The organism is Bordetella genomosp. 7, assembly GCF_002261265.1.
Taxonomy (GTDB): Bacteria; Pseudomonadota; Gammaproteobacteria; order Burkholderiales; family Burkholderiaceae_B; genus Bordetella_A.
This window is the reverse complement of sequence record NZ_NEVK01000004.1, coordinates 361,545-379,223: the sequence shown is the minus strand read 5'-3', so window position 1 is coordinate 379,223 and position 17,679 is coordinate 361,545. Positions and strand designations below refer to the sequence as shown.

Sequence of the window (17,679 nt, the reverse complement as noted above, 5' to 3'; positions counted from 1 at the left end):
CGCACCAGATGTAAACTTCCTGCCATGATCATCCTAGGCTTTGAAAGTTCGTGTGATGAAACCGGCGTGGCGGCCGTATGCACCGAACGCGGTTTGCTCTCGCACGCGCTACATACCCAGATCGCCATGCATCAGGAATACGGCGGCGTGGTGCCCGAGCTCGCCTCGCGCGACCATATCCGCCGCACAGTGCCGCTGGCCCGCCAGGTTCTGGCCGATGCGGGCCTGGGCCTGCAGGATGTCGACGCGGTGGCCTACACGGCCGGGCCGGGCCTGGCCGGGGCCTTGCTGGTCGGCGCCAGTGTGGCGCAGGCATTTGCCTGGGCCCGCGGACTGCCTGCCATTCCCATTCATCACCTGGAAGGGCATTTGCTGTCGCCTCTGCTGGATGATCCGCGCCCCGATTTCCCTTTTGTGGCGCTGCTGGTGTCGGGCGGCCATACGCAGCTGATGCGTGTGGACGGCGTGGGCCGCTACGCCTTGCTGGGCGAAACCCTGGATGACGCGGCGGGCGAGGCGTTCGACAAGTCGGCCAAGCTGCTGGGCCTGGGGTACCCCGGCGGGCCGGCGCTGGCGCGCCTGGCGTCCCACGGCAATGCGCAGCGTTTCGTCCTGCCGCGCCCCATGCTGCACAGCGGCGACCTGGACTTCAGCTTCAGCGGCCTGAAAACCGCCGTCCTGACGCGGGTAAAAGAGGCCGAGCGCGAAGGGGGGCTGGATGATGCCGCGCGCGCCGACCTGGCGGCGGCCACGCAGGCGGCGATTGTTGAAGTGCTGGTGGCCAAGTCCGCGCGCGCGCTCAAGCAAACGGGGCTGAAGCGCCTGGTGGTGGCCGGAGGGGTGGGCGCCAACGAACAGTTGCGCGAACAGCTCGCGCGCGCCTTGAAGCCCTTGGGCGCACGCGCCTATTTCCCGCCGCTGTCACTGTGCACCGACAATGGCGCCATGATCGCCTTTGCCGCGGCCGAGCGGGTCAAGGCGGGCCTGGCCACGCTGCGCGCCGGCCAGCACGCGTTTACCGTGCGGCCCCGCTGGGACCTGGCCGACATTGGCGCGGACGCGGCCCCCGCGCGCTAGGCTTTTTTACGGCTGCCGATGCGGCTTTCTGTGCCGGCCATCAGCCGTGCAATATTGGCGCGGTGCCGGTAGAACAGCAAAATGGTAATGACGCCCAGCGCCACGCCGATGGGCGCCTGGGCGTACCACGCCACGCCGGAACCGAACAGGTAGTACACGGGCGCGAAAAACGCGGCCACCAGGGCGGCCAGCGACGAATAGCGGGTGAATACCGCCACGATCACCCACGTGGCCGCGGTTGCCAGCGCCAGGCCGGGATGGATGGCCAGCAGGATGCCCAGGGCGGTCGCGACGCCCTTGCCTCCGCGAAAGCCCAGGAATACCGGGTACAGATGGCCCAGAAAGGCGGCCAGCGCCACCATGGCGAACGCGTTCCAGGTCAGGCCCGGCGCCAGCGCCTGCGCCAGCCACAGTGCAAACCAGCCCTTGGCGGCATCGCCCACGAGCGTCAGCGCGGCCGCGGCCTTGCTGCCCGAGCGCAGCACATTGGTGGCGCCAGGGTTCTTCGAGCCGTAGCTGCGCGGGTCTTTCAGGCCCATCAGCTTGCTGACCACCACCGCGAAGGGGATGGACCCGATCAGGTAGGCCAGGGCGACAAGCGCCGCGCTGAAGAAGAACGAAGGGGCTGTCTGCACCATGACTGAAGTCCGTTTTGATAGCTGATCGCTCGCATAGAGCTCGTGGCTGCGGATTCTACCGCGCAGCCCGCGGCGGCGTCTGCGGGTTATCCATAAGGCCAGACTGCGGCCCGGCTCCCGTGGTGTTCCGGACACTGGCCGGCAGCATTACGGCGGTACAATCGGTCGCGTTTCAATGAGTGCGCTTTCTTCTGGATGCACAATGCGGATTCTGGTTTCTAACGACGATGGCTATACGGCGCCAGGCCTGGAAGCCCTGGTTCAGGCCCTGCAGGGGCTGGGCGAACTGACTGTCGTGGCGCCCGAAACCAATCACAGCGGCGCCTCGAATTCGCTTACGCTGAATCGTCCGCTCACCGTGCGCACCGCCGCCAACGGCTTTGTGTGTGTCAACGGAACGCCTTCCGATTGTGTACACGTCGCGCTCACGGGCCTCATGGACGCCCGCCCCGACCTGGTGGTGTCGGGTATCAACAACGGCGCCAATATGGGCGACGACACCCTGTATTCCGGCACCGTGGCCGCTGCGGCCGAGGGATACCTGTTCGGCATCCCGGCCATCGCGTTCTCGCTGGTCGAAAAGGGCTGGCAACACATTGACGCGGCCGCCCGCATTGCGCGCCAGATCGTTGAAAGGCAGATCGCCCAACGCCTGGCCGCGCCCCTGCTGCTCAATGTCAATATCCCCAGCCTGCCGTACGAGGCTATCAGCGGCATCGAGGTCACGCGGCTGGGCAAGCGCCATCCGTCCGAGCCGGTGGTGCGCACCACCACGCCTTACGGAGATACGGTGTATTGGATCGGCCGCGTGGGCCTGGCCGCGGATGCCGCGCCCGGCACCGACTTTCATGCCGTGACGCAGGGCGCGGTGTCTATCACCCCGTTGCGCCTGGACCTGACACAGCACAGCCAGCTCGACGAAGTCCGGCAATGGGCGGAACCGCTATGCGCAAGCCAGTGACACCTCCCGGCGCCGCGTCGCGTCCGCGCCAGGCCCAGTATGGATCTACGGCGCTTGCGCCCGGCATTACCGCGGCCAACAGCAATACCCGCATCTCGCCCCCCACGCTGGCGCGGCCTGCGCCAGCCGGCGGGGCAGCAGGGCAGGGCGGCAACCTGGGGTTGAACTCCGACCGCCTGCGCCATGCCATGGTGCAGCGTCTGCGCAGCCAGGGCATCAGCGATGAGCGCGTACTCAATGCCATGGCCGCCGTGCCGCGCCACATTTTCGTCGACGAGGCGTTGGCCAGCCGGGCCTATGAAGACGCCGCGTTGCCTATCGGCCATTCTCAGACAATTTCACAGCCCTGGGTGGTGGCGCGCATGATCGCCGCCGCCTGCGAAGACCGTACGCCTACGCGCGTGCTCGAGGTCGGCGCAGGTTGCGGTTATCAAGCCGCGGTACTCGCGCAGTTCGTGCGCGATGTGCACGCCATCGAGCGCATCCGGGGCCTGTTCGAACTGGCCCGCACCCATCTGCGCGCCTTGCGGCTGACCACGCGCGTACGGCTGGTCCATGGCGACGGCATGCTGGGCCTGCCCGGCGCCGCGCCTTTCGATGCTATTGTTGTGGCTGCGGCCGGGCTGTCCATCCCCCAGGCGTTGCTGACGCAGCTGGCGATGGGCGGCCGTCTGATCGCACCCGAAGGCGGATCCAGCCAGCGGCTGGTGCTCATCGAACGTACGGGCGCCGCCAGCTGGAAGCGCACCGAGCTCGAAGCCGTCCGCTTCGTCCCGCTCAGGGCCGGAATACAATCTTGAGCTACCAGGAGAAACACATGCTCAACGGGCAGTTGCCACTGACCGAACTTTCTTATCCCGCGGTTCGCGCCGCGCGCTTGCCGCGAACCGCGCGGCTGGCGGGTATGTTCAGCCTGGCACTGCTGGCCGGGTGCTCGTTCAACAAGAACCGCGCCCCGGTCGTCGATCTCTCGAACCAGCCACCCGCGTCGGTGCAGCCGGGCGGCACGTATGTCGTCAAGCCGGGCGACACGCTATACCAGATTGCCCGGGCGCATAACCTGGGAATCGATGAGATCAAGCGCTGGAACAACATCAGCGACGCCAACCAGTTGTCGGTGGGGCAGGTGCTGAAATTGTCCGGCAGCGCGGCTGGCGCCAGCACGCCGCCCGCCACGCCGGTCACCCCTGCCGTGTCCGCCGAGCCCAAGCCGGTTCCGCTGGACCAGCCCGAGCCGCCCGCCACCGCTACGCCGCCTGCCGAGGCGCCGGCCGCGGTGCCCACGCCGCCGCGCGCGTCGGACGCCAGCCTCATCAGCTGGGGCTGGCCGGCAAGCGGCCCCATTCTGCAAGCGTTCAGCAGCAGCACCAAAGGCATCGACATCGGCGGTTCGCTCGGCGATCCGGTGGCCGCCGCGGCCGACGGCAAGGTCATGTACAGCGGCAACGGCGTGCGCGGCCTGGGCAATCTCATCATCATCAACCACCAGAACGGTTTCATCACCGCCTACGCGCACAACCAGACGCTGCTGGTCAAGACCGGGCAAACCGTCAAGCGCGGCGCCAAGATCGCCGAAGTCGGCCAGAGCGACACCACGTCGCCCCGCCTGCATTTCGAGATTCGCCGCCAGGGCACGCCTGTCGACCCGCTGCAATATCTGCCGCCCCGATGACGCCCACGCTCGTGTTCGACCTCGAAACGCTGCCTGATGTCGACGGGCTGCGCAAGCTGAACGGCTGGGGTCCCGAAGTTCCGGACGCCGAAGTCGCAGAGCGCGCCTTCCAGGCGCGCCGCGACACGGTGGGACACGATTTCCTGCCCCTGCACCTGCAGCGCGTGGCCGTCATCGGCTGCGTGTTCCGCGACGACCAGGGGTTTCGCGTCAAGACACTCGGCCAGCCGGGCGACTCCGAGGCCACGCTGCTCGGCCTGTTTTTCAAGACCATCGAACGCTACACCCCGCGCCTGGTCAGCTGGAACGGTTCGGGCTTCGACCTGCCGGTGCTGCACTATCGCAGCCTGATCCACGGCGTGCCCGCCCCGCGCTACTGGGATACCGGTGAAGACGACCGCGAGTTCAAGTTCAACAACTATCTGGGCCGATATCACAACCGCCACATCGACCTGATGGACTTGCTGGCCAAGTACAACGGCCGCGCCAATGCTCCGCTCGATGAATTGGCCAAGCTGTGCGGTTTTCCGGGCAAGCTGGGCATGGATGGCAGCCAGGTGTGGCCCGCATGGCAGCAGGGCAAGGCCGACGAGATCCGCGCCTACTGTGAAACCGACGTGGTCAACACCTGGCTGGTGTACTGCCGCTTCCGTTTCCTGCGCGGCGAACTCGACACCGACGCATACCAGGCCGAAGTCCAGCTGGTACGCGACACCCTCGCGAGCAGCCAGGCCGCGCACTGGCGCGAGTACCTGGCGGCCTGGAACGCGGGGGGCTAGGGCGGCCGCAACCAACTGAAATATCGGGCGGGCTGCCAGTAACCCGCATGAAACCGGCCCGGCCGGACAATGGTCTCGCGTTCTACTTCAAGGAGACCTTTATGTCCCGAATCGCGATCCGTTCTACGCTTGCCGCCCTTGGCCTGGCCGTGGCCGCCGCAGGCTTCACAGCTCCTGCGTTCGCGGCGCCCGATGCCGACGGCGCGCGCCATGACCAGCGCCACCATCGCGGCGGCAAACATGGCCATCACCATTTCGGCATGTACAAGGATGGATTCATGATCCCCGGTGTCGGCCCGCTTTCCAAGAAGCAGGTTGAAGCGCTGAAGCTCGACGCCAGCCAGAAGTCCGCTTTTGATGCCGCCCGGCGGTCCCAGGATGCGCTGCGCAAATCCATGCGCGAGGCCGGCGCCCAGCGTCACGACCTGCTCAAGAGCCAGCTGGCTGATGGCAAGCTTGACCCCCGGGCGCTCGTGGCCAGCGCCGATGAAGGCCGCGAGCAATTCCGCCAGCAGGCCGGCGAGGTTCAAGGCAAGTGGCTGGCCGCCTGGGATACTCTGAACGATGGCCAACGCAAGCAGGTGGCCGAATGGGTCAAGGCGCGTCACGACAAGATGCAGCAGCGCATCGCCAAGATGCAGGAAAGGCAGGCCAAGAGGCAAGAGCGCTCTGCCGCGCAGCCTGCTGCGGCCAGCGCGGCGCCGGCCAACTGACGTGCACGCGGGTGTGCTGCGCAGACGCGCAGCACCTGCCGGCGGGCGGCCCTATGGGCCGCTTTTTTTTCGCGCGAGGCCGGCATCTGGCGGCATGCCCCGGACCGGCGCAAGCCCGGCCGGCGGATTGCTCCGAGAATGTGCGTGCAGCCCCGATACGGTGCATGGCAGCGCTGCGGCAAGCCTGTCGACACGGCGCATGCAGCATGTCCGGAGTTGGCATGAAAGGTGCTTTGTGAACAGGGCCAGTGGCGCTTCACCGGGGCGCCACGGAAACACCAGACCGGCAGTCCCGCCGGCGTTCCGGACCTTTCCGCACAGGATACGCATCCATGAAACGCACGCTGCTTGCCTTGCCCCTGGCGCTTTGCGCCGCATTCGCCGCCACTTCATACGCCGAAACCGACCTGGGCGCGGGCTTCTCGCTCAGCGGCAACGCCACCATCGTCAACGACTACCGTTTCCGCGGATACTCGCAGACCAACTTCCGTCCCGCCGTGCAGGTGGGTTTCGATCTGTCCCACAGTTCGGGCTTTTATGTGGGCAACTGGAACTCGAATGTGTCCGACTACGTGTTTCCGGAAGGCAACCTGGAAATGGACTTCTACGGAGGCTGGAAGGGCGAAGTGGGGCACGGAATCGGTCTTGACGTAGGCGCCCTCTATTACTACTACCCCGGTTCCTCGTCGCCCAAGGGCGGCAACTACAACAACACGGATCTGTACGTCGGGCTCAGCTACGGCTCTTACTCGCTGAAGTATTCGTACACGCCAAGCGATTTCTTCAGCACGCCCGACACGAAGGGCACGTGGTATCTGGACGGCACGGCCAATTTCGACCTGGGCGAAGGCTGGGGCCTGGTGGCGCACGTGGGCTACCAGAAGCTGAAGAAGCAGCAGAACATGGATGGCGATTCCATCGGCCATTATGTGGACTACAAGCTGGGGGTCACCAAAGACCTCAATGGCTGGGTACTGGGGCTGGCCGCCGTAGGGGCGAGCGAAGACAACTGGCTGCCCACCAAGAACGGCCACCCGTCGGGGCGGCTGGGCGCGGTGTTCTCCGTCAGCCGCAGCTTCTAGACGTCGCGCGCGCAGCACTTCGGCTTCTTTTACAATGGCCGGTTGCCCGAATCAGCCTGGACCTACCCAAGATGGCCGAAGTACTGAATATCGAATCCCTGGACCTGGAGGCCCGGGGAATCGCCCACCGCGATGGCAAAGCCATATTTGTCGAAGGCGCATTGCCCGGCGAGCGCGTCACTGCAGAAACTGTCAGGCGCAAGCCGTCGTATGAAATCGCCCGCGTCCAGGATGTCCTGCGCCCGTCACCCCTGCGGGTAGCGCCGCGCTGCCCGCATTTCGGCGTGTGCGGCGGCTGTGCCATGCAGCACCTGGAACCCAGCGCGCAAGTGGCCATCAAGCAACGCGCCCTGGAAGACACTTTCTGGCACGTAGGCCGGTTGCGGCCGGCGCGCATGCTGGCGCCGCTGCACGGGCCCACGTGGGGCTATCGATATCGCGCCCGCCTGTCGGTACGCGTCGTGCCCAAGAAGGGCGGAGTGCTGGTTGGGTTTCACGAACGCAAGAGCAGTTACGTGGCCGATATGCGCGAATGCCACGTCCTGCCGCCCCACGTCAGCGATCTGTTGATGCCATTGCGCGGCATGATCGCGCAGATGTCCGTGCCCACCCGCCTGCCGCAAATTGAAGTGTCGCTGGGCGAGGGCGTCACGGTATTGGTGCTGCGCCACCTCGAGCCGCTCGTGGATGCCGACATCGCGGTGCTGCGGCAGTTTGCCGAACGCTACGATGTCCAGTGGTGGCTGCAACCCAAGGGGCCCGACACGGTGCACCCGCTTGATCCCGCCCATGCGGATACGCTGGCTTACACGATGCCCGAGTTCGGCCTGCGCATGCCGTATCGCCCCACCGACTTTACGCAGGTCAACCATGCCATCAACCGCGCGATGGTGTCGCGCGCGCTCAACCTGCTTGGCACGCAGCCCGGCGACCGGGTGGCCGATCTGTTCTGCGGGCTGGGCAACTTCACCCTGCCGCTGGCCACGCGTGCGCGGGAAGTGGTGGGTGTGGAGGGCAGCAAGGCGCTTACCGACCGTGCGTTGGACGCCGCCCGCCGGCACGGCCTGTCCGAACGCACCCGCTTCGCCACACTCAACTTGTTCGAGGTGGATGTGGCGTGGCTGCGCGGGCTGGGTCATTTCGATCGCATGCTCATCGACCCGCCGCGCGAAGGCGCGCAGGCCGTGGCGCGGGCGCTGGCCGTGCTCGGCCCGGACGAGCGCCCGCACCGCATTGTCTACGTGTCGTGCAACCCCGCCACGCTGGCCCGCGATGCGGCCATCATGGTCCACGAGGGCGGGTATGCGCTCAAGAGCGCGGGCGTGATCAACATGTTCCCGCACACCGGCCATGTCGAGTCCATCGCGGTGTTCGAATCCTTGCCCGCCCACGAGGTGCTGGCGATCCAGCAACGGGCGCGCAGCAAGGCGGAATCCGAAGCGGAATCCGAGGCGGCCGGCGTCTAGGCCTGTATCAGGTTCCTTTCCGGGTAAGCAGGCGCCGCCAGCGGCGGCCCCGCGGCCCGGTCAGGCGGCGGGGCCGCCCAGCTCGTCGATGATGGGGCAGGTGGGCCGGCCATCGCCATGGCAGTGCTGCGCCAGGTGGCGCAATGTGTCGGCCATTTGCTGCAGCTCGGCCGCCTTGCGTTCCAGGCCCGCCACGTGGTCCAGGGCGATGCGCTTGACGTCGGCGCTGGCGCGGTTGCGGTCACGCCACAAGGCCAGCAGTTCATGCATCTGTTCCACCGAGAATCCCAGGTCGCGGGCTCGCCGGATGAAGCGCAGCGTATGCAGGTCGGCATCGCCGTACACCCGGTAGCCCGACTCGGTGCGGGTGGCCGGTCCGATAAGGCCGATGCTCTCGTAATAGCGGATCATCTTGGCAGAAATGCCGCAGGCTTTCGCGGCTTGTCCGATATTCATGCCCGTGGCTCCGTTGCGTGCTGCGCCCGCCCGCGTGCGGCGGCGCCGTAACCGCGCAGGCGCAGCGCGTTGCCCAGCACGAACACGCTCGACAGCGCCATGGCGCCCGCGGCAAACATGGGCGACAGTTGCAGGCCGAAGGCGGGATACAGCGCACCCGCGGCCACGGGTATCAAGGCCGCGTTGTAGGCAAAGGCCCAGAACAGGTTCTGACGGATATTGGCCAGCGTCGCGCGGCTCAGCCCGATGGCATCGGGTACGCCGCGCAGGTCATCGGCCATCAGCACGACCGACGCCGCTTCGATGGCCACGTCGGTGCCCGTGCCGATCGCGATGCCGATATCGGCAGCCGCCAGCGCAGGCGCGTCGTTGATGCCGTCGCCCACGAACGCCAGCCGCTTGCCGCCCGTACGCAGCGCATCGATGGCTTGTACTTTGCCATCGGGCAGCACTTCGGCCCGCACCTCGTCGATGTCCAGCTGGCGCGCCACGGCCCGGGCGGTCGAGGCGTTGTCGCCGGTGATCATGGCAGTCTGGATGCCCATCGCGTGCAGGGCGGCAATCGCCTCGACAGCAGAGGGCTTGAGCGGATCGCTCACGGCCAGCAACGCGGCCGCGGCGCCATCGATTGCCACATATACGGGCGTCTTGCCGGCTTCGCCCCACTGCGCCGCCAGGTCAGCGAACATCGACGCGTCGACGTTTTCCTGCCGCATCAGTCGCGCCGCTCCGGCAATGATGCTGCGGCCCTCGACGGTGGCTCGCACGCCGGCGCCCGTCACGGCGTGGAATTCCGAGGCGCGCAGCGTGGGCACCCGGCGTTCGCCGGCGGCCTGCACGATGGCCCGTGCGATGGGGTGTTCGGATCGCTGCTGCACCGCCGCCAGCCAGCTCAATACCTGCACGGCGTCAAAACCCGGCGTGGCGTGCAGGTCTGTAAGCACCGGTTTGCCCAGCGTAAGCGTGCCGGTCTTGTCGAAGGCCACGATGTCTACGTCGCGCAACGATTGCAGCGCGTCGCCCTGGCGGAACAATACGCCCATGTCCGCGCCGCGCCCTGTGCCCACCATGATCGACGTCGGCGTGGCCAGGCCCATCGCGCACGGGCACGCAATGATCAGCACGGCAACCGCATTGACAAGCGCGTGCGTGAGCGCTGGCGCTGGCCCCCACGCCAGCCAGGCAAGGAAGGTCAGGAGGGCGGTCGCCATGACCGCGGGCACGAACCAGGCCGTGACCTGATCGACCAGCGCCTGGATGGGCAGCCTGGCCCCCTGGGCTGCCTGCACCATGCGGATGATGCGCGCCAGCATGGTATCGGCGCCCGTATGCGTTACGCGCATCGTGAAGCTGCCCGAAGTATTCAACGTGCCGCCGGTGGCGCGCATGCCGGCGCCTTTCTCGACCGGCATGGGTTCGCCGGTCAGCATCGATTCGTCGATGTAGGAATTGCCTTCGATGATGTCGCCGTCGATGGGAATTTCTTCGCCTGGACGCACCAGCACGAGTTCGCCGCGGCGCACCTGTTCGATGGGCACGTCCTGCGGCTGCTCGCCGCGTATTACGCGGGCGGTGCGCGGCTGCAGTCCGACCAGGCGCTTGATGGCCGCGCCGGTGCGCCCTTTGGCGCGAGCCTCGAGCATGCGCCCCAGCAGGATCAGGGTCACGATCACCGCGGCGGCCTCGAAGTACACGTGTCGCGCGTTGTCGGGCAGCCATTGCGGCATGAAGGTGGTCACGCTGGAATACGCCCAGGCGGCCCCGGCGCCCAGCGCAACGAGCGAGTTCATCTCGGGGGCCAGGCGCCCCAACGCGGCCAGCCCCTTGATAAAGAACACTCGGCCCGGCCATGCCAGCACCAGGGTCGTCAAGACAAACTGCAGCAGCCAGCTGTTGCGCGTGCCTAGGGTGGCGGCCACCCAGTGATGCAGCGCCGGAACTGCGTGCCCGCCCATTTCCAGCACAAAAACCGGCAGGGTCAGCACCAAGGCAATCAGGAAAGCGCGGCGCAGTTCGCGCGCCTCGTCGGTGCGGGCCTGTTCTTGCATCGCGGCCGTGTCGTCGCCGGCAGTAACAGGCCGCGCCGCATAACCCAAGCGGGTCACTGCCGCCACCAGCGCCTGCGCATCGGCATCGCGCCCGTGCTGCACCTGGGCACGTTCGGTCGCCAGGTTGACATGGGCCGCTCCCACGCCAGGTACCGCCGCAAGCGCCTTTTCGACGCGCTTGACGCAAGAGGCGCAGGTCATGCCTTCGATGGCGAGTTCGGTGTGCAGGGTGGCAGGGGAGGTCATGCAGGGCTCCGGCAGGGCATGTACACGGCAGTAGTATCATCCTTGCCATAATGGGAAGGTCAACGGCGAATTATACGGTTGACCTTCCCATCATGGGAAGGTATAGCCTGGGCATCTCATGTGCTGAAGAGCGGGCGGGCCATCCGCGGCCCGGCCACGTCAAACTGTCTCAAGGAGCTTTCATGGCCTTCGAATTCAATGTTCCCGACATGTCCTGCGGTCACTGTGTGTCGGCTATTACCCAGGCCGTGCAACAGGCGGCGCCCGGTGCGCAGGTCACCGCAGATCTGTCCAGCAAACGCGTAAGTGTGCAAGGCGCGCCGTCGATGGAACCTGTACGCGCGGCGATCGTCGATGCGGGATATGAGGTACAGATCATCAAATAGCGAGTATTGATAGTGTCTAGCTATTGATTATGTTTAATAATTAAATTTGATATATTGATAGTGGCTATTTATCATCTCTTCCATGGTGGTTAGGCCACCGACCTCTAGGAGATGAATTGATGTTGCAGAATCGTGAAGGCCAGCGCGTCCCTGACGTAACTTTCCCCGTACGCCAGGGCAATGACTGGAAACAGGTAACTACCGACGATCTGTTCAAGAACAAGACCGTAGTGGTCTTTTCGTTGCCGGGCGCTTTTACGCCCACTTGCTCGTCCACCCATCTGCCGCGCTACAACGAACTGGCGTCGACGTTCCGTGCCGCGGGCGTGGACGACATTATCTGCGTATCGGTCAATGACACCTTCGTCATGAACGAGTGGGCCAAAGACCAGGAATCCGCCAATATCACGCTGCTGCCCGACGGCAACGGCGATTTCACCGAAGGCATGGGCATGCTGGTGGACAAGCGCGACCTGGGCTTCGGCAAGCGCAGCTGGCGCTATTCGATGCTGGTAAAGGATGGCGTCGTGCAGAAGATGTTCATCGAGCCGCAGAAAGAAGGCGACCCGTTTGAAGTATCGGACGCCGACACGATGCTGGCGTACATCGCCCCCAACGCCAAGAAGCCCGACCAGGCCGTGGTGTTTTCCAAGCCGGGCTGCCCGTTCTGCGTCGAGGCCAAGCAGTTGCTCGTCGAGAAGGGTTTCGATCCCATCGAGATTCCCCTCGAGCACAAAGTGCGGGGCCGCGTCATCGGCGCCGTATCGGGCAAGGGCACTGCGCCCCAGGTGTTCATCAATGGCGCGCTGGTGGGCGGCCTGGAAGACCTGAAGGCTCATCTGGCCTGAGGCCGGCGCAACGCGGGCCTGCTTACCTGGCCGCCGCAAGGCGCGCCAGGCATGCCTTATCTTTGGTTGCCGCTTGTACGGCGGCACCGGCACAGCACGGAATACTCATGAAATCACTGCATACCGACGTCGCCGTCATCGGCGCGGGCACTGCGGGCCTGGCGGCATATCGCGCGGCGCGCGGCGCCGGCAAGCGCGCGCTGCTTATCGAGGGCGGCCCCTATGGCACCACCTGCGCACGCGTGGGCTGCATGCCTTCCAAACTGTTGATCGCCGCGGCCGAAGCCGCGCACGGTGCGGCGCATGCCAAGGCGTTCGGCGTGCATATTGACGGCGCCGTGCGTGTCGACGGACGCGAAGTCATGGACCGCGTCCGGCGTGAGCGCGATCGCTTTGTCGGGTTTGTCCTGCAAGGCGTCGAGAACATCCCGGCGCAGGACAAGGTCGCCGGTTACGCCCGTTTCGTGTCCGATACGGTGCTGCGTGTGGATGACGCCATCGAGATCCAGGCCGGCAATGTGGTCATAGCCACCGGTTCACGGCCTTCTGTGCCCGCCTCGTTCGCGGCGCTGGGCGACCGCATGGTGATCAATGACGATGTGTTCGCCTGGCAGGACCTGCCGCGCAGCGTCGCTGTGTTCGGTCCCGGCGTCATAGGGCTCGAGCTGGGCCAGGCCCTGGCGCGCCTGGGCGTGCGGGTGCGGGTATTCGGCGTCAGCGGCAGCCTGGGCGGCATCAGCGACCCCGACGTGCGCCAGCGCGCGCGCCGTGTCTTCCAGGACGAGTTCTACCTGGATCCGGACGCGCGCGTCCTGTCTACAGCGCGGGTTGGCGATCAGGTGGAAGTGCGCTTTCTCGCCCTAGACAACACCGAAAAGACCGAATACTTCGACTACGCCCTGGTGGCCACCGGGCGCAAGCCCAATGTCGACGGGCTGGATCTGCACCAGACCAGCATCGAGCTGGACGCGCGCGGTGTGCCGCTGTTCAATCGCGACACCCTGCAGGCCGGGCAGTCGCCCATTTTCATCGCGGGCGATGCCAACGCCGACGTGCCGCTCTTGCACGAGGCGGCCGATGAAGGACGCATCGCGGGCATGAATGCGGCGCGCTTTCCCGACGTGCAGCCCGGCTTGCGGCGCGCGCCCCTGGCCGTGGTGTTCTCGGACCCGCAGATCGCCGTGGTCGGCACGCCTTATGCACGCCTGGCATCGGGCAGCTTCGTGACCGGCGAGGTCGATTTCGGCGACCAGGGACGCTCGCGCGTCATGCTCAAAAACAAGGGCATGCTGCACGTGTATGCCGACATCGAATCGGGCGTGTTCCTGGGGGCGGAAATGGTCGGCCCGGCTGCCGAGCACATGGGTCATTTACTGGCGTGGTCCGTGCAGCAGCGCATGACCATCGGCCAGATGCTCGACATGCCCTTCTATCATCCCGTGGTGGAAGAGGGCCTGCGCACAGCGCTGCGCGACGCCGCCGCGCGCCTTGAACAGGCCCGCACGGCAGAAAAGCGCGCAGCCTGAAACACCCGCCGCGGCACGGTAGGCAGGTGTCTGACATCCTTTGCGGGCTGGGATGTAGGGTGATGCGCGGGGGGTGTCTGACACCCTTCGGGAGTCAGACACCGGTTTGGTGTATGGGCTGGATGTTGGGTGATGCGCGGGGGGTGTCTGACACCCTTCGGGAGTCAGACACCGGTTTGGTGTATGGGCTGGGATGTTGGGTGATGCGGGGGGTGTCTGACACCCTTTGGGTGTCTGACACCGAGGCCGTCGCCGGACGAGGCCCTCAACGCTACGCGGCCTGTTTGCTCGTTTCTTCTCCCGCCAGCGCATCCAGCACGGCGCGCTCGAACTGCATCTGCGTGCGCGGCCGGTCGAATACCGCTCCGGAAAGGATAAAGACGTCTTCGACGCGGTCGCCCAGGGTCATGATTTTGGCCATGCTGACACTGACAGCGTGTTCGGCGAACACGCGCGTCAAGGCGTGCAGCAACCCGGGGCGGTCCGTTGCAGTTACCGACAGGCGCCATGATTGGCTGCGCTCGTCGGGCTGCAGCTCGGCCTGGGGCATGATGGGAAATACCTTCGACAGCCGCGATTGACGCCGACGCGACGCCGCGCCGTATCCCGCGCGCGAGCCGACGGCTTCGTGCGGGTCGCGCAGCCGCTGGGCCAGTTCGTGCTCGACCAGGGTGGCCTGGGCGCGCAGATCCAGGGTGCCTTCGGGCAGCAGCACGATGAAGCTGTCAAGCGCCCACCCATGCCGGGTGGTATGCACGCGTGCATCCTGGATGCCCATGGATTTCGCATCGAAGTACGCGCAAATCGCCGCGAACAGCTCGGGCACGTCGGGCGTGTAGACCATGACCTGCAGGCCCTCGCCCTGTTCGGTGGGGCGCGCACGCACCACCGGGCCGTCGGGCTCGACCTGATAGTACAGGTGGCGGGTATGCCAGGCGATGTCCGAGGCGTCGTGCCTCAGGAAGTACGCCACGTCGAGTTCATTCCAGAACGCTTCGCGCGCATCGTCGCGCAGGCCCGCCAGGCGCGTCAGCCGCGCGGCTTCTTCCTTGCGCTCGGTCAGCACGGTATGCGTGTCGGCCGGAGAGCTGCCCAGCGCGGCGAGCGTGAGCCTGTACAGGTCTTCGAGCAGCTTGCCTTTCCAGGCGTTCCACACTTTGGGGCTGGTGCCGCGTATGTCGGCCACCGTCAGCAGATACAGCGCCGTCAGGCGTCGTTCATCGCGCACGACCGATGCGAATTCGTTGATGACGGCCGGGTCGGATAAATCGCGCTTCTGCGCGACCGCCGACATCAGCAAGTGTTGGCGTACCAGGAATTCCACCAGGTCGGCATCGTCTGCGTCCAGCCCGTGGTCTTGCGCAAAACGCCGCACATCGCGCGCGCCCAGTTCGGAATGGTCGCCGCCGCGCCCCTTGGCGATATCGTGGAACAGCGCGGCCACATAGAGCAGCCAGTGGCGTTCCAGGTTGGCGATCAACTGGCTGGCCAACGGATATTCCTGCGCATGCTCGGGCATGGTGAACCGCCGGATGTTGCGCACCACCGCCAGCGTGTGCTGGTCCACCGTATAGGCATGGAACAGGTCGTGCTGCATCTGCCCGACAATACGCCGGAACACGGGCAGATAGCGGGGCAGGATGTTCAGCATCGTCATCCGGCGCAATTCGTGCACAATGCCGCGCGGCTGTTGCAGGATCTGCAGGAACAGCTTGCGGTTGACCGGGTTGCGGCGAAACTGCGCGTCGATGCGGTGCCGCGAATGCCATATCGCCCGTAGCGTGCGCGGCGTCAGGCCGGTCAGTTCCGGATGCTGCTGCATCACAAGAAAGGCGCGCAGCAGCAGCGTCGGCTTGCGCTCGAAGCCGTCGTCGCGCACGATATCCAGGCGGCCGCGCAAGTTGCGGAAATCCACGTCGATCTCGCGCGCTCCGGTGTCGGGCATCGGGAACAGCCGCTCTTCGATGCTGGGCACCAGAATCGCGTTCAGTTGCGTCACCAGGCGCGCCGCCCAGTAATAGCGCTGCATCAACAGTTCGCTGCCGCGGCGCGTGGCGGTGGCCTTGATGCCGTAGATATCGGCAAGGCCCGGCTGCAGGTCGAACAGCACCCGATCTTCGCGGCGGCCCGTCAGCAGGTGCAATTCGATGCGCAGCCGCTTGAACGCCTGCTCGGCGCGGCGCAGGTCGCGGGCCTCGGCGGGCGTCAGCAGGCCTGCCTGGGCCACCTCGCGCCAGGTGCGCCCAAACCCTGCCGCGCGCGCCATCCATAGAATCACCTGCAGATCGCGCAACCCGCCCGGAGATTCCTTGCAATTGGGTTCCAGCGCGTAGGGCGTTTCCTGGTAGCGCGCGTGACGTTGCTGCATTTCGACCCGCTTGGCCTGGAAGAAGGCGGGCGCGTCCAGCTGGGCCTGGATGGCGGCCTCGAACTGTTTCATCAGGGTCCGGCTGCCGGCCAGCCAGCGCGATTCGAGCAGCGCGGTCTCGACCGTGATGTCGGCCTGCGCCTCTTGCTCGCAGTCGGCCAGCGTACGCACGCTATGGCCGGGCTCCAGTCCCAGGTCCCATAAGGCTGCCACCAGGCTCTCGATGGCGCGGGCGTCTTCGGGGCCAGGGCGGTGTGGCAGCAGTATCAGCAAATCCACATCGGAATGCGGATACAGCTCGCCGCGCCCGTAGCCGCCCACGGCGGCCAGTGTGGCCCCGGCGGGCAAGGGATGCAGTTTGAGCAGCTCGCGCAGGGTGTGGTCCACGACGCGCCGCAGTTCGGATAACAGCGTGTCCGGCCTTCCATGCTGGCGGAATTGCGCAATGGCGGCGCTGCGGGCGGCTTCCAGCCGCCCGCGCAGGTCAGTCAGCGAAAGGGTGGCCGCGGCGATCATGGTGTGCCTCAAGCAGGCAGCGTCAGACGTTCGGCCACGAAATCCGGCGGCTGGCGCACGCCCGGTGACAGTGTCAGGACTTCATAACCCGTGTCGGTGACCAGCACGGTGTGCTCCCATTGCGCCGACAGGCTGTGGTCGCGCGTGACCACGGTCCAGCCGTCGGCCAGCTGTCGGATCTCGCGTCGGCCGGCGTTGATCATGGGTTCGATGGTGAAGATCATGCCCGTGGTCAGGCGCACGCCGCTGCCGGGCTTGCCGTAGTGCAGCACCTGCGGGTCTTCGTGAAAGTTGCGTCCGATGCCGTGCCCGCAGAACTCGCGCACCACCGAATAGCCGTTGGCTTCGGCATGCTTCTGGATGGCATGGCCGACATCGCCAAGCGTGGCGCCGTTGCGCACTTGCTGAATGCCTTTCCACATGCACTCGAAGGTGACTTCGGCCAGCCGGCGCGACTGTATCGTGGGCTCGCCCACGTGGTACATGCGGCTGGTATCGCCGAACCAGCCATCCTTGATGATCGTTACGTCGATGTTCACCGCATCGCCGTTCTTGAGCACCTTGTCGCCCGGGATGCCGTGGCAGACCTGGTGGTTGACCGACGTGCAGATGGCCCCGGGGAAGGGCGGGTAGCCGGGCGGCGCATAGCCCACGGTGGCCGATTTCACCTTCAGCTCGTCGGTCAGGTATTCCAGGCACAGACGGTCGAGCTCGCCCGTCGTGACGCCAGGCTTGACGTGAGGAGTAATGAAATCAAGGATCTGCGCGGCGGCGCGGCAGGCCGCGCGCATTTTGTCGAGGTCGGCGGGGTCGGTAACTATGCCCATGTATCGGCTTGAGTATCGGGGTGGAAAAATAGTAGAATTATAGGCTTGCCTAAAAAACCGGGGCAGCGCC

The 17,679-nt window shown here is 66.0% G+C and carries 16 protein-coding genes; 11 read left to right on the top strand and 5 right to left on the bottom strand.

Translation table 11 applies throughout. The annotated features are described in order from the left end of the window. The first annotated feature begins 24 nt into the window (after nucleotides 1-24). The gene (tsaD, locus tag CAL19_RS08945; protein WP_094796598.1) at nucleotides 25-1,077 is read left to right on the top strand and encodes a tRNA (adenosine(37)-N6)-threonylcarbamoyltransferase complex transferase subunit TsaD; all 1,053 of its coding nucleotides are present in this window, start codon (nucleotides 25-27) and stop codon (nucleotides 1,075-1,077) included. Here tsaD and plsY read toward each other — a convergent pair. Then, entirely contained in the window at nucleotides 1,074-1,715 is a 642-nt protein-coding gene (gene plsY / locus CAL19_RS08940) for a glycerol-3-phosphate 1-O-acyltransferase PlsY (RefSeq protein ID WP_026637899.1), read from the bottom strand. The genes tsaD and plsY overlap by 4 nt on opposite strands. Nucleotides 1,716-1,917: 202 nt before the next feature. Between plsY and surE the strand changes: the two genes are divergently transcribed. The 7 genes from surE to rlmD all read left to right on the top strand — a co-directional run bounded on the left by surE (nucleotide 1,918) and on the right by rlmD (nucleotide 8,388). Continuing rightward, entirely contained in the window at nucleotides 1,918-2,676 is a 759-nt protein-coding gene (gene surE / locus CAL19_RS08935) for a 5'/3'-nucleotidase SurE (RefSeq protein ID WP_026637898.1), read from the top strand. Continuing rightward, the gene (locus CAL19_RS08930) at nucleotides 2,661-3,476 is read left to right on the top strand and encodes a protein-L-isoaspartate(D-aspartate) O-methyltransferase (protein WP_249276280.1); all 816 of its coding nucleotides are present in this window, start codon (nucleotides 2,661-2,663) and stop codon (nucleotides 3,474-3,476) included. Before surE ends, CAL19_RS08930 begins: the two co-directional genes overlap by 16 nt. Nucleotides 3,477-3,493: 17 nt before the next feature. After that, complete coding sequence (locus CAL19_RS08925; RefSeq protein WP_094796597.1) at nucleotides 3,494-4,348, top strand: peptidoglycan DD-metalloendopeptidase family protein; 855 nt, start codon at nucleotides 3,494-3,496, stop codon at nucleotides 4,346-4,348. Next, nucleotides 4,345-5,127 carry a 3'-5' exonuclease gene (locus tag CAL19_RS08920; RefSeq protein WP_094796596.1) on the top strand — a complete coding sequence of 261 codons (783 nt, stop codon included), beginning with the start codon at nucleotides 4,345-4,347 and terminating at the stop codon, nucleotides 5,125-5,127. The genes CAL19_RS08925 and CAL19_RS08920 overlap by 4 nt, the downstream gene beginning before the upstream one ends. Before the next feature lie 101 nt (nucleotides 5,128-5,228). After that, the gene (locus CAL19_RS08915; protein ID WP_094796595.1) at nucleotides 5,229-5,840 is read left to right on the top strand and encodes a hypothetical protein; all 612 of its coding nucleotides are present in this window, start codon (nucleotides 5,229-5,231) and stop codon (nucleotides 5,838-5,840) included. 332 nt (nucleotides 5,841-6,172) lie between these two features. Further along, nucleotides 6,173-6,922, top strand: a complete 750-nt coding sequence (locus CAL19_RS08910) for a TorF family putative porin (RefSeq protein ID WP_026637893.1) — start codon at nucleotides 6,173-6,175, stop codon at nucleotides 6,920-6,922. A gap of 71 nt (nucleotides 6,923-6,993) precedes the next feature. After that, complete coding sequence (rlmD, locus tag CAL19_RS08905; RefSeq protein WP_094796594.1) at nucleotides 6,994-8,388, top strand: 23S rRNA (uracil(1939)-C(5))-methyltransferase RlmD; 1,395 nt, start codon at nucleotides 6,994-6,996, stop codon at nucleotides 8,386-8,388. A gap of 60 nt (nucleotides 8,389-8,448) precedes the next feature. Here rlmD and cueR read toward each other — a convergent pair whose 3' ends face one another. Further along, nucleotides 8,449-8,844 carry a Cu(I)-responsive transcriptional regulator gene (cueR, locus tag CAL19_RS08900; RefSeq protein ID WP_094796593.1) on the bottom strand — a complete coding sequence of 132 codons (396 nt, stop codon included), beginning with the start codon at nucleotides 8,842-8,844 and terminating at the stop codon, nucleotides 8,449-8,451. Continuing rightward, on the bottom strand, nucleotides 8,841-11,138 hold the full coding sequence (locus CAL19_RS08895; RefSeq protein ID WP_094796592.1) for a heavy metal translocating P-type ATPase: 2,298 nt from the start codon (nucleotides 11,136-11,138) through the stop codon (nucleotides 8,841-8,843). The genes cueR and CAL19_RS08895 overlap by 4 nt, the downstream gene beginning before the upstream one ends. A gap of 182 nt (nucleotides 11,139-11,320) precedes the next feature. Between CAL19_RS08895 and CAL19_RS08890 the strand changes: the two genes are divergently transcribed. The 3 genes from CAL19_RS08890 to CAL19_RS08880 all read left to right on the top strand — a co-directional run bounded on the left by CAL19_RS08890 (nucleotide 11,321) and on the right by CAL19_RS08880 (nucleotide 13,898). Then, nucleotides 11,321-11,524, top strand: a complete 204-nt coding sequence (locus CAL19_RS08890; protein ID WP_094796591.1) for a heavy-metal-associated domain-containing protein — start codon at nucleotides 11,321-11,323, stop codon at nucleotides 11,522-11,524. A gap of 119 nt (nucleotides 11,525-11,643) precedes the next feature. Further along, nucleotides 11,644-12,372 carry a glutathione peroxidase gene (locus CAL19_RS08885; protein ID WP_094796590.1) on the top strand — a complete coding sequence of 243 codons (729 nt, stop codon included), beginning with the start codon at nucleotides 11,644-11,646 and terminating at the stop codon, nucleotides 12,370-12,372. A 107-nt stretch (nucleotides 12,373-12,479) separates the two neighbouring features. Beyond that, nucleotides 12,480-13,898 carry a dihydrolipoyl dehydrogenase gene (locus tag CAL19_RS08880; RefSeq protein WP_026637887.1) on the top strand — a complete coding sequence of 473 codons (1,419 nt, stop codon included), beginning with the start codon at nucleotides 12,480-12,482 and terminating at the stop codon, nucleotides 13,896-13,898. A 271-nt stretch (nucleotides 13,899-14,169) separates the two neighbouring features. On the opposite strand, the gene CAL19_RS08875 is transcribed toward CAL19_RS08880, so the two are convergent. Beyond that, nucleotides 14,170-16,782 carry a [protein-PII] uridylyltransferase gene (locus CAL19_RS08875; protein ID WP_094796589.1) on the bottom strand — a complete coding sequence of 871 codons (2,613 nt, stop codon included), beginning with the start codon at nucleotides 16,780-16,782 and terminating at the stop codon, nucleotides 14,170-14,172. Between the two features lie 8 nt (nucleotides 16,783-16,790). Further along, complete coding sequence (gene map, locus CAL19_RS08870) at nucleotides 16,791-17,609, bottom strand: type I methionyl aminopeptidase (RefSeq protein ID WP_026637885.1); 819 nt, start codon at nucleotides 17,607-17,609, stop codon at nucleotides 16,791-16,793. Between the last annotated feature and the right edge of the window lie 70 nt (nucleotides 17,610-17,679).